Raw genomic sequence first — 14,053 nt, 5'->3', positions numbered from 1 at the left:
GTATAAAACAATAAACCTGACAACTGATTGTCATGTTGCTTTGTCATTTTTATAAATTATCGCTATTTTTTCCGCACGACTAGCAATGATTTCCCGTAAATGTTGAGGCTCAAGCACCTCTACATGATGTCCCAAGCTAAGAATGAAACTATAGAGCCATTCATTTTCTGGATACGCCTTTTTTACTAGCCAACTGCCATCCTCAACTGGCAAAAGTTCTTCAATACCAAACCACTCTTCTGCTAAATGCCGAGCTTCATCCTGGAATTGAAAGACAACTTCGGGTACATCGGATGGCTTGAATTTACGCTTGCCTTCGACATGCTTCTGAGTAGCTGGATCTCGACGAATGAAGTTTCTTTCACGATCTACCTCGAGCCCTTTCATTCTTTTTAGTTTAAAAAGGCGAAACTCTTTTTTTTCTAGACAATAAGCTTGTAGATACCATTGCCTTCCTTTCAGCATAAGCATATGTGGCTCTACTATTCGCTGGGATACTTCACCTTCTGCATTCGAATAGGTGAAGTACACTAATATACTGCTATCTATTGCTTCGTCTAATAGTTGTAGTTTCGGACGGAGACGTTCAATACCTTCCCAAGGAGAGTAATCGATTAGTACGCGATTTGTCTTATGTTGAAATTCTTCTTCATGTGCTGGTAGTACGACACTATTTATTTTTTCTACAAGTCGTTGGTTTTGCTCTTTGCCGTATGAAGTGGAGATACTGCGAAGAGCAGTAACGATAGTAGCAAGCTCGTCATTTGTTAGCAGATTTCGATCCAAACGGTAACCTTCTGACAAACCAATGCCACCGTTTGTTCCTTGATAGGTGACGATCGGGATGCCAGCTGCATTAATTGAGTCAATATCTCGGTATATCGTCCGAATGGATACCTCAAACTGCTCCGCCAGGTCCTTAGCCTGCACCTTTCGACGGTTCAGTAGAAGAATAATAATAGATAAGAGCCTTTCCAGTTTCAATATACGTAACCCCCATTTCTATGTTAAGTAATTCTTAGAGTATATTTGATTAGATGATGTTGATCGTATAGCACAAGTGCAAGCTACACCACAAAAAATTATATAAACAACATAAACTCTTCTAACTTTAATGGTTGGAAGAGTTCTGTTGCGTATATTAATTTTTCATAATGAAAAGTTAAATCCAAACATCATTTTCTGCTGTTTGCTCCGTTTGTTCTTGTCCAGTATTCACAACACCTTTAGGCTCTACAAGCATAATTTTACATTCGGATACAGCGTAAGGTTTATGCTCGACATTTCGTGGAACAACAAACATTTCCCCTTCCTTCAAAGTAACTTTTCCATCACGAAATTCAATGATCTAATTCCCTTCAATGACGATAAAGACTTCATCTGTATCTTCATGTTTATGCCAAACAAAATCCCCTTGTACTTTGACTAACTTAAATTGATAATCATTCATTTCAATAACCTTTGGAGACCAGTGATCTTGGAATTTAGCTAATTTCTCTTGTAAATTAATCGGTATAGAATTCATTCTCTATTCCCTCATCCTCTTTGCGACCCTAATATAAGGTTAACATATTGACAACTCTTAAGTGGAAGATTCTTATCGTTAATGCAAGGATCAATTTAATAAAAAAACAGCTACTGCACTTTCGCAGTAGCTATTTCTTCTTACACATCATATTTTTGATGGCTCTCATCCTCGTAACGATTATAACGCTGTTTAAATAGCTTGAATAAATGTGTTACAAGCACTTTAATAATGGCATAGCCCGGAATCCCTAAAATGACACCTGGAACGCCAAATAAAGAACCAGCCGTTAATAACACGAAAATAATTGTAATTGGATGGATACTAAGTGATTTACCCATAATTTGTGGAGAAATGAATTTCCCTTCAATGAGCTGCACGACCGTCCAAACAATGGCTAGCTTAATAAGCATGAATGGCGATGTTACAAGAGCGATAATGACCGCTGGTGTAATGGCGATAACTGGTCCTAAGTATGGAACCACACTCGTGATCATAGCAAGGAATCCAAGCAATAAGGCATATTTCATACCGATAATCAAAAAGCCAATAGTCACCATGGAACCTATGCACATTGACACTAAAATTTGTCCTTGGATATAGGAACTAATTTGCTTGTCCATGTCATGGAAAATTTCGTGTACTTCTTTACGCATACGTGGCGGGCACATTTTTAAAATAAAGCTTGGTAGTTTTTCGCCATCCTTAAGTAAGTAAAATAAAATAAATGGCACCGTTACTAATGATAGAACAATTCCTGTTAAGGCTGAAACGAAGCCAGTAATACCAGAAGCCACGCCTTGTGCTAAATTCGCAGCCGTATCTTTTACCGTCTCCACCATATCCGTAGTAAAATTTTTCACCATTGCGTCATAGTTTAAATTAATTTTATCTAGGTACTCGTTGATACGTGCATTATTCAGATAATCAGCAATATTTTGTGTAAACGCCATAAAATATCCTGGGAATTCCTGCGCTAAATTAGTAAACTGGTCTCGTAAAAACGGATAGACAAGTACTACTAATAACGTAATTATACCAATTAGAATGATATATAGAAGAAAGATACCCCAAACTCTTGGGATACGCCATCTTTCGAATAGCCCTACTATTGGGCGTAATAAATAATACCCAATAATGGCAAGTACCCCTGGTAGAATAACTACCTCAAATAAAACTTTTAGCGGGGTAAATATAAAGGAAACCTTTTGGAACATAAAAATAACACATGCTACTAATAATAAAATAATCAGTGTAAAAAATAAGTTTTTACCACCTAAAAAGCGAATAAACTTCGTTGAAAAGAAGTTCGAACGCTCTTTTGGTCTTTCTTTTTCCATCTACTCACCCCAATACAAATCCTATATTCATATAGTACAGGAATATGTTGGATTTTGCGAAAAATCACTCTAGGGAAATGCCTAAAAAATCACGTAAAAATTCTTTGTTTTTTTCTACGTCAATTACAATTGAATCACCGACACCACTAAAGCTTTTGAAACTATAACTACCTTCAACTGGAATAGTTGCTTTTTCTAATTTGACTTTACCTTTCGACACCATTTTCAGTACTTGTTGAATCTCCCCTGCTGATGAATAGTCCGATGTAATATAACCTTGCGCTGCACCAACGAATTTTGGTAAGTTCAACATATTTTGAGGCGATAAAATTTCATTCTTTAAGGCTTCGATAACTTTTTGCTGACGTTCCACTCGACCAAAATCCCCTTTTTCATCGTGACGGAAACGGGCAAAGCCAAGTAATTCTTTACCGTTTAAGTTATGCACACCTTGTTTTAATGAAACGCCAATTTTTTCAGACATATCTTTGTCTACATCGATTTCAACGCCATTTGGCGCAATAATATCTACAAGTGATTCAAAATTTTTAAAATCGATAATTGCATAATGATTAATCGGCAGTCCAAACATATTACCAATCGTATCCTTTAATAATTGAACACCGCCTAAATAGTAAGCAGTATTAAGCTTATAGGATTTATAACCTGGAATATCTGCATAAATATCTCGCATTAATGACACGAGCTTAACATCATTTGTTTTCTTATTCCAAGATAATACCATCATTGTATCTGTACGTGATTTTTCTTCACCACGAGTATCGATCCCTAATAATAAATAGTTTTCAACATCGCCTTTTACTGGATCCCCGGTGAAATCCTCTTGGGCTACCTTTGTTTCACTTGCCAATTTTAGGCCACTCCGATATTGCATAACGGCATAACCTGCAATCACAATGACACAAAGTAATAACAATGTGAACAATGCTCTCCCTTTACGCAAGTGACGTTTTTTTGGACGTTGTGAGCGTCTTGAATAATCTTGCTCTTCCATAACTGTTAACTCCTCTATTTTTTATAGTTAATGTAACGATTCCATATAAAGAAAGGTTCATTTTATATGATGTTTCGAATCCTATCAACAACTATTTATAGGTTATTTTACACCCTTTTTGCCAGTAATGAACAAAATAATGCTATAATATTTTCACAAAAGAAAGGATGATGAATATGATCGAGAAAGCTACGTTTGCTGGCGGTTGTTTTTGGTGTATGGTAAAGCCATTTGTTGAATGGGATGGTATACATAAGGTCACTTCGGGCTACATGGGTGGCCATTTAGACAACCCTACTTATGAGGATGTCAAAAAAGGAACTTCTGGCCATTTAGAAGTAGTCGAAATTGAATTCGACCCTAGCGTTTTTAGTTATGAACAGCTCCTTGATATTTACTGGATGCAAATTGATCCAACAGATGCTTATGGTCAATTCCATGACCGTGGTGAATCATATACGACAGCAATCTTTACCTATTCAGAGGAACAAAAGCGCATTGCAGAAGCTTCCAAGGAAAAGCTAGCAAAAAGTGGTCGCTTTGATAAACCTATTGTAACCACAATTCGCGATGCCAAGTACTTCTACCCTGCAGAAGATTATCATCAGGACTTTTATAAAAAAGAGTCGGGGCACTATCAGAAGGACCGAGCGCTTTCTGGTCGAGATCAGTTTATCGCTGAGAATTGGGAGAAATAGCTAAATATAATCATTTATTTCGATAGCCTACTCAGAATATATCTGTTCTCGAAATGTTCTTTTCATAATAAGATATAGGTTTCAACCTAAAAAAGTCGAATTCCCGTACGTGTTATCTAGGGTGAAATATTTATAATCAAACTATTAAAAGGTATTACATTTTAATGATGTAGTACCTTTTTTATTGCAGTTATATTTAGATATATATGGTATTATATGTAATGTTATAATCAAACTATTGATATAGGAGGATATATATGAGATATGTTCAGGTATCTTCTAAAACATATAGGGATAATACAGGAAGGAGCATAGACTTTCCTACTCTTCTAGTTGAGTATAATGGAGAGACAATGCTTTTTGAACAATTACACAGATATCAAATAAAGAATCGTAGTAAAAGCAGAACTTGGCATAAGAAGTTAGTACAAGCTGTTGGACTATTGCTTGATTATATGGAAGCTAATCAGAAATATTATTCTTCTCCAAAAGAATTCTTTGATACATTTACGGAGTCTGTTTATTCAGGAACAATAAATGAAGAAGGCATAGACCCTTCGGGACTTTATTGGTTACCTAAAAGGGTAGAAACAGCGAATTTGCTTTTATCTGCTTTAAATGGGTTATCAGATTGGTTATATGAAGAATATGGAGCTGCTCAATTAAACCCTTGGAGAAAAGCCACAAGATATGAAGAACGACTTAACTGGATGGCACAGATAAACAAAAGTCAGAACTCATTTCTAGGGCATTTAAATGATGTTCATAAAATCGCTGAAACTGCAAAATTAGCTCGTAATGCTGTTAGAAGAAGAAAACCATACTCATCAAAAGGAGATACAAAAGCCTTCCCCGAGAATAAAATACATAAACTCCTATGGGAAGGGTTTAAGAATACAAGAAAGAACTATGAATTAGACCTTGTTGACCGTTATAACTGGCGTGATATTGCCATTACTATCCTGATGCACGGCGGTGGACTTAGACATAGTGAAGTATTTCATCTATGGGTACAGGACGTCTTCCCTGATCCTGAAGACTCTAATCTTGCTGTGGTACGAATCTATCATCCAAGCGAAGGAAGACCTCCACAGGATTTCAAGAATCCTACTACTGGTAAATATATTACAGACAGAGAAAGCTATCTGCTATTAAAATATGGTTTACTCCCACGCAACATGTATTCTGGTCAGGACAAACGATTTGCAGGGTGGAAAGAGCCAAGGCTTGATAATGATAAAGATAAATATATGCAGATTTACTGGTTTTCAAAGGAATGGGGATACATTTTTATGTATGTATGGAAAATGTATATGGCAAAAAGGTTAAGAGATGGCATTAAGGATACTCACCCATTTGCCTTTGTCTCGCATTCTCCTAAAACACTAGGAGAAATGATGCCACTTAGGACTCAGAGGGAGTCTCACGAAAAAGCAGTTGAAAAGATTGATTTGACAGTCGGAAAAAAAGATGGAACTACTCCACACGGACATAGACACGCATATGGTCAAAGACTTAAAAATGCCAAAATACCTGAACGCATCATACAAATTGCTATGCACCATAAATCTATAGATTCTCAGAAAGTATACACAGAGCCAACAGTTGCAGATGTTACAACTTCACTAAATAATGCCACTGCTTCTTTGGATAATGGTTGTGTACTTCCAATGCAGACTGAAATTGATGAATGGATGAATGAAGAAACTAAACAGCAGAACAGATACAGATATAGGAGAAAATAAATGGGAAGAATAAGCTATGAGAATGATTTTAAGTATAAAATGATTGAAGAACTTTGCAACGGTAAATCAGCAAAGGATATTCAGCGAGAATATGGTGTTAAAAATTCTACTGTTATTATATGGCTCCGAGATTTCATTAAAAACGGAGCTTTTGGTGATAATACATTATCGCCAAAAGAAAATCTGATGCTTGAACAGTTAAAGGAAAAAGCTATAAAAAGAGAAATTGAATTAAGGCAACAAGGAACGTCTACTAGTGAAGATTTCGAATGGCTTTTAGAATATGATTCTAATTTACAGCAATGGAATGAATATGCCACGGAATGGATAAAAACAGTTGTAAGAAGCAAATCCGTAACACTTTCAGCTCTATCAAGCAGCTTCTTTAAAAAATATGTTATTCCCTATAACATCACTAGGTCTGTACAGGAGTTCATTTCAAAAGAATATGACACCCCAGATTTTTACGAGATTATTTTTGCAGAAAGAAAATCACGATCCTACGCTTTAGCAGAAGCAAAAAAGATTGTTGAATTTGTTGACTGGATTATTGAGGAAAAGTTTTCAGTTGAAGATGATTTAGGAAACAAACTTATTCCAGCAGAATTTAAAAATCCTCTAACAAAATACTTACCAGACTATGTAAAATCATCGCAACGTAATGAATCTGATAAGAATGTTCTGCCTTATAGGTACATAAAAGACCTTCGTAATATACTCTGCCCTCCAAATGCAACCTGTTTTAAAGACTTGAAATTTGCACAAAGTGTAGGTGATTCAAATACAGGCGGTGATTGGTTCATTGTTGATGAGTCTGTTATTGATAAAAATGACCCAGACTGTGTTTACAAATTCAGAAAAACTTCCAAGTATGAACAGAGAAAAAAGGGACTTTCTGAAGAAGTATATGAGATGTGGTTTCCGGGGACTACTGTGTCGCTTTTGACAAAGCTCCTTCTACCTTTAAGAACTTATCAGGTGCGTATGCTTGACAGTGGAGAAATGGATACTTATAAGTATGTGCAGTCTATTCGAAATGTGGCTGGAGAGTGGATCAAGAATGATTCACATTTAAGTCAGGGTACAGAAAAAAATCCTTTCGAAAGAGGTGTTCTTCGTAAATTCAAAGACAAAACAACGCAGCTTGAAATGTCAGGATTTTTTATCAACACGAATAAAACAGCAGACATCAACAAAGAGGAATCCGATAAAGGTTATGACATTCCTTGGCAGTACGAAGAAGCACAATACTGGCTTGCAAAGCTTAGGGATTGGCAGATGAAGTACAATTCTATTTCTCAACCTGCAAAATGGGCAGAAATGACAAGAAATCACATAGGACATATAAAAGATGTGAGGATTTTAAAACAAATGGGGGAAAACACATTTCTTTTCAGAGATCCTACTTCAATTGGACAGGAACACTTACCAATAGCAGCACACGGATTGGAATATTTTTGGTATAAGACACTTAAACAGCTTGAGTTTCAACTTAAAGAAAATAGATTATTAGAAGAAGAAAGAACATTAAAATTTGTGCGTCCAGACCGTGAACCAACCACTTATTATCCCCTGCATTCGCTCAGAGTATCACTTATAACTGCCTATGCTCTTGAAGGTGGCGTTCCAATGCCTATTCTTTCAAAGGCTATTGCAGGTCATGCAAGACTCATTATGACGCTTTACTATACAAAAGCAGGTATTTCATACGTTACAGATACAATGAATCAGGCTGAAAAGAGCATTCTTGAAAATGATAAACAAGCAGTTGATAGATTTATTAGAGATGCAAAGTATAAACAGTTAGAAACAAGTGTAGCTGCTAATGATCCAATAGCATATCAGGCAGTAATCAACGCTCAAAAATCAGGTGCAAGTTTTATTATAAGTGATAAAGGAATTTGTCCTAAAGGCTGTTTTGGATGTGATTCAGGTGGTACATATGTTAACGATGATACGGATAAAGTCACTTATGGTGTTGTTCCGGGTTTTCCAGAGCAAAACTGTGTCAGATGTAGATGGTTCGTAACTAGTCCTGCTTTTCTTCCTGGCTTAGTGCATCATTTTAATACCATAGGCTACAATATGAGCGAAACAGGAAAACGAGTGAATAAACATCAGCGTGATATAGAACTTTTAGAAAATGAAAAATATGAATGTGAACTTAATGGAACCCTATTTACAAAACATCAAGAATTGCTTAAATATGAGCAATTCTATGCACAGGAGATACAGAAGAACGATAAGCTAGCAAACGATTATAATGCCACTCTTCGTCTTATTGATAAGTGTATGAAGTTAATCAAAGAAAAATCATCTGAGAATGGATTTCAGCTTGTTACCGTCGGTTCTATATCGGATGTTGGGATTTCTATTAATAACGTTGAAAATGAACTTGAACAGCTTCAAATCATCTGTAATGGGGCGGAACTGTTTCCTGAAACAGATGCAAGCAAGGTAGTTTTGCAAAGATCTCAAATCATAGATTTAACATTAAAAAATAACAATAAAATGCCCGTTATGTTCTCATTAACAGAAGAAGAACAGCTCATTGCAGGAAATCAATTTATGAGGCTTTTGATTAATCGTGCAGGTAGTTTAAAAGATGCTATTCCTTATGCAATCGGGCGGAAGAAACTTGAAGAAATCGGGTTTGAGAATGAGTTTGTTGATGAACTTAAATCTGTGACTTTAAACAGGAATTTATTACCAATATAATAGTTCTACTAATGATTAAGAATAATTTATGTATAGGAGGAAATATGATGGAAATAAATCCAGATGAACTGTTCTCAAAGTTTTATGAGAACGCTTCTACAAGGAAAAAGAAAACATTAGAACTCATACATAACGCATGTAAAAAACAGGCAGAGTCTGACATAAAAGATTTTTCCATTGGTACTATAGCCAGACTGATAGCAGATGATGGCGGACCAAGTGAACAGGCTCTTAGAAACAAAAATGCCGAGGATTACAGAGTTTTGATAAGCCAGTGGGCTGAATACTATAAAACTACCACTAAAAAGCCTAAAAAAGAAAAGAGAACAAGCGTAAACGATGATATCTTAGCAAGTATCTCCGAACCAACAACAAAGGCATTGGTTGGTATGCTTATGGCAGAGAATAAAAAGCTCAAAAGAGAAAACTCTCTGCTTAAAGAACAAACAACCTTTACGATTGATATGCGTCCTATAAACGATCTAAGCAAAAATAAGGATGTCGTTATAGTCGAGCCATCTTATAATCTGACAGATACCGAAATAGATGCACTGAGAGATGCTATATCAAACGAATTTATGAACCACCAAGGATGGACTACCGATAATTATGGCAGAGTAAAAGAAAACGGCATTCAAGTATATAAGGCAGGATATATAACGGCCATACAAAAAATTCTTAATGAAAAATAAATGTAACTTTAAAATAAAGTTTGAACAAAAACACCTCGTAATTCCTTACACTAAGATTAATAAGAAGCATCCATTTTGAAAAAAGATTAGTCAAAACGGATGCTTCTTTAGCATTTTTTAGTTTGCTTATTATAAAAAAGTTTGATCATTTTCTACAGCGTTACTTCATAATCGCGCCCGATTGCAGTATTTAAAAAAAATGAATTGTTTTGTATCGTATGCCAATAATTATTCAGCAATTTTAAGACTATCTATTTTATATCCCTGTGCTAAGGCTTGGAAAGTAAATTGAGATTTTTGAGGTGAAGCTTTAGCCAATAGTAATGTCCCTTCCTCACCATTGACTTCTATTTTATCAACTAAGTATCCCTTTTTCGCATGGATATACCATGTATCATTTTGATGTAAAATAGTTGTTTCGTTTGGCTTCTTCTTAGCTTCCTCCCATTGTTCCTTTAATTCTTTAGGAATGTATTCATCGATATTTCCTGTAATCATTTTTGGGCCATTCTTCAGTTCTTCTTTTTTATAGTCATCCAAATTCGGCGTAAATCTCTTTGTATCAATTGGAACATTCACTTCAAGGCTTGTAGGATGCAGATAATCAACGAGCTCTCCTTTAGCATCATAAGTTTCATATTTCACTAATATTCCTGTATCTTTATCCACCCAAAATCGGAATGACCTGGAGTCACTATGGTTTATATTCCCTTTTATTACAAGCGTGTTATGACCGAGTAATTCTTCATTTTGATTCTCTATTTCCCATTTACTTAAATCTCTTGTATAGTTAGAGGCAATCTCATAAGGAAATAAGGTTGCATTTGCCAAGTTAAATGGGGATCTTTCTCTATAAATGCTTGAGGGATTTCCATCAGGGGCAGTTGAAAATGCTTGTTCTAATGTTAGTGTAGTTCCTTTTTTTAAGTTCTTTTCCATTCCCATTACTTGTGATTCTATATAGGTTTTTGCTGAATCATTAAGGAACCACACTGTTCCATCTTTATAAAATTCTTGAGAAGAAGAAATTTCACCTGTATTAAATGTTATTTTACCATATCCTCCTGGTTCCTCTTTTAAACTAATAGCATATTTAACTACCTCATAACCAGGACTAAAATCGTAATGAATTTTATATTCACCTCTTGCGGTTTCAAAATAATCTACCGTGTTAATCATTTTAGTTAGAATCTCTTCTTCAGTCATTTCATCATAATTTTCTTTTTGTTTTGGCGGTGTATATACAGTTGTCTCCGTTTTTGTTTCTATTTTTGCTTTCTCATCTGTGTTCGCTTTTATTTGCTTTTCACTTGACCCATCTGCATTTGCATTCAGTAAAGAAACTGATGCAACAGCAACCACCGCCAAGATACCAAGTGCTGACCAGCGATACGATTTCTTTTTGAATTTTTTAATCATAAGGATTCTCCTCTTTAATATTCTTTTATTTTTACTTAAATTGGCTAAACTAGGCACCGAATAATAATTCCTATAGTGTTCTAAAAGACTGATAATGGTATATCCATATGGTACCTTTTCCTCTTCCTCCATAAAGCTGAGAGCGTACGCATCACATGCAAGTTCCTGATCCTCTCGCATACAAACATAAGCAACCCAAATAATCGGGTTAAACCAATTTAAGATTAGTAATAAATACATAAGCCAATTAATACCGACGTCTCTTCGTTTTATGTGAGCTAATTCATGATGAAAAATATGTCGTAGTTGCTGTTCATTGAGAAGATTGATTTGATCACTTGAGAGTAATATTCTTGGTTGAAGGAATCCAAGCACTGTTGGACTTGGGATTTTTCCAGCTAAAAGCAAAGGGACATTCTGCTGAATAGACATTGATTTCTTACAGTTTTCAACAATGTTGATAATCTTTTCATCTGTTATAACAGGTTGTTGTTTTATATAGTGCTGTAATCGTCTATTCGCAAGATAAGTTGTGAAACCTAATAGAATTACACCTGTTAACCAAATGTATAAGGCAATGCTTTGAATGGAAAGTGGCTCTTCCTCTTGTTTGCCATTACTATTCATTGTCTCTTTCTTGCTATCCACTATCGTTGGTGAGGTAGGAGTAACAAAGCGTTCGTCATCTGTAACGACCTTTAGATTAGACAAATTGTTTGCTTCATGCAGCTGCTCTTTTTCTGAGGAGCTAATGGATTGGCTTTGTTCAGAAGTAATTGATTCATAACCATTTAATAGAATCGAATAAACACTAAAGGAACTTCCTGGTGACCAGGGAAGTATAAGTCTCACTATTAAAATCATCCATAGTAGATAGTGCCATCCTGGAGTTAACCGGTTTCTCAGTAATACCTTGACACATAAGATGACTCCCACTAATATGCTTGCCATAATAGACGTTTCTATCACCCAGTCAAAAAGGTGAGGCAGGTAGGTGTCGAAAACAATATCAATCATTTTTCCTTATCACTTCCTCCGATTCTCTTCAACCTTCTCATCGAGAATACGTTTGAGTTCATTAATGTCTTCTGAAGATAACTTTTCTTCCTTCAAAAAGTTTACAAGTAAAGGTTTAAAGGCTGCGCCATAGAATCGTTTCAGCAAAGACTTTGTTTCTACTTGCAAATAACTTTCCTGCGACACCAAAGGATAATATGTATACAAACGTCCTTTTTCCTGATGATAAGAAACTGCTTCCTTTTGGACTAATCTGTTAATAAGTGTTCGAATGGTTTTTGGTTTCCAGTCCGTTGTTGACTCCAGCCTTACAATGATTTCATTCGCTGTTTGAGGTGATTCCACCCACAAGACTTTCATAACTTCCAATTCAGCCTCAGATATTTTAGGTAATTCCCTCATCTTATAGAATTACACCTCCTTCAATATTACGAATTTAATCTATGATTAAATATTACATTTGTAATCCTATAGTGTCAACCATATATCTTTTCTAAACTTTAATAAAAATATCTAGGTGGTGTTCAAAAACTTGAACTGGTCAATTCAACAAGGGCACCTTCTCGAATACAAGAATGGCGCCCGTTTGTGGAAAGGTTAATGAAATCTAAACCAAGCAAACCATTGCCCTTGTTTGTTTTTGGTCACAAAAATTTGTCTGTGTGATGCATCATATGCCGGTAAATACTGTGGAAACAGTACTTCCACAAACCAAGAATTGTTAGCTATTTCCTCCCCACAATAATATTTCGCCATTGCATAATAAGCTTCCGGATGCGGTGCTTTTGAAAGATGTGCTATGGTTTCTATTTTCCAACCTTTATAATTATCTTCTTTATAAACCTCAGGAATAATTGTATTCAATGCATTTATAAGACCTTTATCTGAACTGACATGTCCCAAACTTTGCGAGTTCGGACATTTACCATTGTTAATTAAAAAGGGTACTTCCTCATCTGTTTCAGCAAATGATATTTGAGCGTGTATCAATATTCCTAAAAAACACATGTAAATAATAACTCTTAAATAATTCATGATTCATCACCCCTCGAATAGTTATTATTCATAAAGAAGGGGTTTTTATGCTAACCTTTATAACAATCTGGCCCGATTGCGGAATAAGAAAATTATCAAACTTTATTAAAAGACCACAATAAAAAATACATCCATTATCTCAATAAAGATTTAATGGATGTATTTTTATATACAAATAAAAGTTTGATTATAAAGTTTGATTATAAAGTTTGATTATATATAATCAAACTCAAATACTCTAAATATAAGGTCTGGTTTTATTTTATTATACTTTTTACCATATATTATGTTAAAAAGGATTCGACCTTTTTATTTACTTGTTATATTAATGCCCCGTAAATTGGCTACTTTGAAACATCTGATTAAAAGCATCAGATGATCCTTTTATAATTTATCTTATTGAAATTGAAACTTTTTTATTAACGTGTATATAAAATAATGAACGGTCTATACTATTAAAGATTTCACTTCAAATCCAATGACAAGGAGGGTTAACCCGATGAGTGGGGCTGACCGGTAACTCAGAAGGACCATCAAAGCTGAAAAGCTAAAGCACAGTTGTCTTAAAAAATTAAGATCTATGCGGAAGCGAGGCAGTGTGTCATGGAGCACTATAAGTAAGTGAGGATCAAGCCCGGGAATAATATCCCGGGTTCTTTTTTTGTTTTGGTACTATAGCTTTGTTAAAAAATCACTTCGCTAGTTATTCTTCAAGGTAATCTTTAAATAATGTGTATAAAAAATAATGAACGATCTATACTATTAAAGATTTCACTTCAAATCCAATGACAAGGAGGGTTAACCCGATGAGTGGGGCTGACCGGTAACTCAGAAGGACCATCAAAGCTG

10 protein-coding genes and 1 pseudogene are annotated in these 14,053 nt (G+C 35.2%); 4 read left to right on the top strand and 7 right to left on the bottom strand.

Translation table 11 applies throughout. The features are described 5' to 3' along the window. Positions 1–30 precede the first annotated feature (30 nt). The 4 genes and pseudogenes from ACMZ42_RS02870 to ACMZ42_RS02855 form a co-directional block, all read right to left on the bottom strand. Complete coding sequence (locus ACMZ42_RS02870) at positions 31–984, bottom strand: helix-turn-helix transcriptional regulator (protein WP_415730486.1); 954 nt, start codon at positions 982–984, stop codon at positions 31–33. A 178-nt stretch (positions 985–1,162) separates the two neighbouring features. Further along, positions 1,163–1,525, bottom strand: a pseudogene (locus ACMZ42_RS02865) (cupin domain-containing protein). A gap of 140 nt (positions 1,526–1,665) precedes the next feature. After that, positions 1,666–2,865, bottom strand: coding sequence for an AI-2E family transporter (locus ACMZ42_RS02860; RefSeq protein ID WP_415730485.1), 1,200 nt, complete (start codon positions 2,863–2,865; stop codon positions 1,666–1,668). 64 nt (positions 2,866–2,929) lie between these two features. Then, a complete protein-coding gene (locus ACMZ42_RS02855; RefSeq protein WP_415730484.1) occupies positions 2,930–3,880 on the bottom strand; it encodes an LCP family protein in 951 nt (316 codons plus the stop codon). Between the two features lie 176 nt (positions 3,881–4,056). On the opposite strand from ACMZ42_RS02855, the gene msrA reads away from it, so the two are divergent. The 4 genes from msrA (at position 4,057) to gmtX (ending at position 9,733) form a co-directional block, all read left to right on the top strand. After that, positions 4,057–4,578 carry a peptide-methionine (S)-S-oxide reductase MsrA gene (gene msrA, locus ACMZ42_RS02850; RefSeq protein ID WP_370081435.1) on the top strand — a complete coding sequence of 174 codons (522 nt, stop codon included), beginning with the start codon at positions 4,057–4,059 and terminating at the stop codon, positions 4,576–4,578. Between the two features lie 257 nt (positions 4,579–4,835). After that, a complete protein-coding gene (gmtY, locus tag ACMZ42_RS02845; RefSeq protein WP_415730483.1) occupies positions 4,836–6,323 on the top strand; it encodes a gamma-mobile-trio recombinase GmtY in 1,488 nt (495 codons plus the stop codon). Next, on the top strand, positions 6,324–9,041 hold the full coding sequence (locus tag ACMZ42_RS02840; protein WP_415730482.1) for a VPA1269 family protein: 2,718 nt from the start codon (positions 6,324–6,326) through the stop codon (positions 9,039–9,041). It begins immediately after the preceding gene. 47 nt (positions 9,042–9,088) lie between these two features. Then, positions 9,089–9,733 (top strand): gamma-mobile-trio protein GmtX, encoded by a 645-nt coding sequence (gmtX, locus tag ACMZ42_RS02835; protein WP_415730481.1) that lies wholly within the window; start codon positions 9,089–9,091, stop codon positions 9,731–9,733. A 228-nt stretch (positions 9,734–9,961) separates the two neighbouring features. On the opposite strand, the gene ACMZ42_RS02830 is transcribed toward gmtX, so the two are convergent. The 3 genes from ACMZ42_RS02830 to ACMZ42_RS02820 all read right to left on the bottom strand — a co-directional run bounded on the left by ACMZ42_RS02830 (position 9,962) and on the right by ACMZ42_RS02820 (position 13,204). Further along, on the bottom strand, positions 9,962–12,169 hold the full coding sequence (locus ACMZ42_RS02830) for a M56 family metallopeptidase (RefSeq protein ID WP_415730480.1): 2,208 nt from the start codon (positions 12,167–12,169) through the stop codon (positions 9,962–9,964). A gap of 9 nt (positions 12,170–12,178) precedes the next feature. Then, a complete protein-coding gene (locus ACMZ42_RS02825) occupies positions 12,179–12,571 on the bottom strand; it encodes a BlaI/MecI/CopY family transcriptional regulator (protein ID WP_415730479.1) in 393 nt (130 codons plus the stop codon). Between the two features lie 195 nt (positions 12,572–12,766). After that, entirely contained in the window at positions 12,767–13,204 is a 438-nt protein-coding gene (locus tag ACMZ42_RS02820; protein ID WP_415730478.1) for a hypothetical protein, read from the bottom strand. Positions 13,205–14,053 lie beyond the last annotated feature (849 nt).

The sequence above is a fragment of the Lysinibacillus sp. NPDC056185 genome (genome assembly GCF_047737915.1).
Taxonomy (GTDB): Bacteria; Bacillota; Bacilli; order Bacillales_A; family Planococcaceae; genus Lysinibacillus.
This window is presented reverse-complemented; position numbering and strand designations above follow the sequence as displayed.

Bases quoted from the DNA above. Each gene is read 5' to 3' on its own strand.
- gmtY (WP_415730483.1), top strand. From the start codon at position 4,836: ATGAGATATGTTCAGGTATCTTCTAAAACATATAGGGATAATACAGGA.
- ACMZ42_RS02855 (WP_415730484.1), bottom strand. From the start codon at position 3,880: ATGGAAGAGCAAGATTATTCAAGACGCTCACAACGTCCAAAAAAACGT.
- ACMZ42_RS02860 (WP_415730485.1), bottom strand. From the start codon at position 2,865: ATGGAAAAAGAAAGACCAAAAGAGCGTTCGAACTTCTTTTCAACGAAG.
- msrA (WP_370081435.1), top strand. From the start codon at position 4,057: ATGATCGAGAAAGCTACGTTTGCTGGCGGTTGTTTTTGGTGTATGGTA.
- ACMZ42_RS02830 (WP_415730480.1), bottom strand. From the start codon at position 12,169: ATGATTGATATTGTTTTCGACACCTACCTGCCTCACCTTTTTGACTGG.
- ACMZ42_RS02820 (WP_415730478.1), bottom strand. From the start codon at position 13,204: ATGAATTATTTAAGAGTTATTATTTACATGTGTTTTTTAGGAATATTG.
- ACMZ42_RS02840 (WP_415730482.1), top strand. From the start codon at position 6,324: ATGGGAAGAATAAGCTATGAGAATGATTTTAAGTATAAAATGATTGAA.
- gmtX (WP_415730481.1), top strand. From the start codon at position 9,089: ATGGAAATAAATCCAGATGAACTGTTCTCAAAGTTTTATGAGAACGCT.
- ACMZ42_RS02825 (WP_415730479.1), bottom strand. From the start codon at position 12,571: ATGAGGGAATTACCTAAAATATCTGAGGCTGAATTGGAAGTTATGAAA.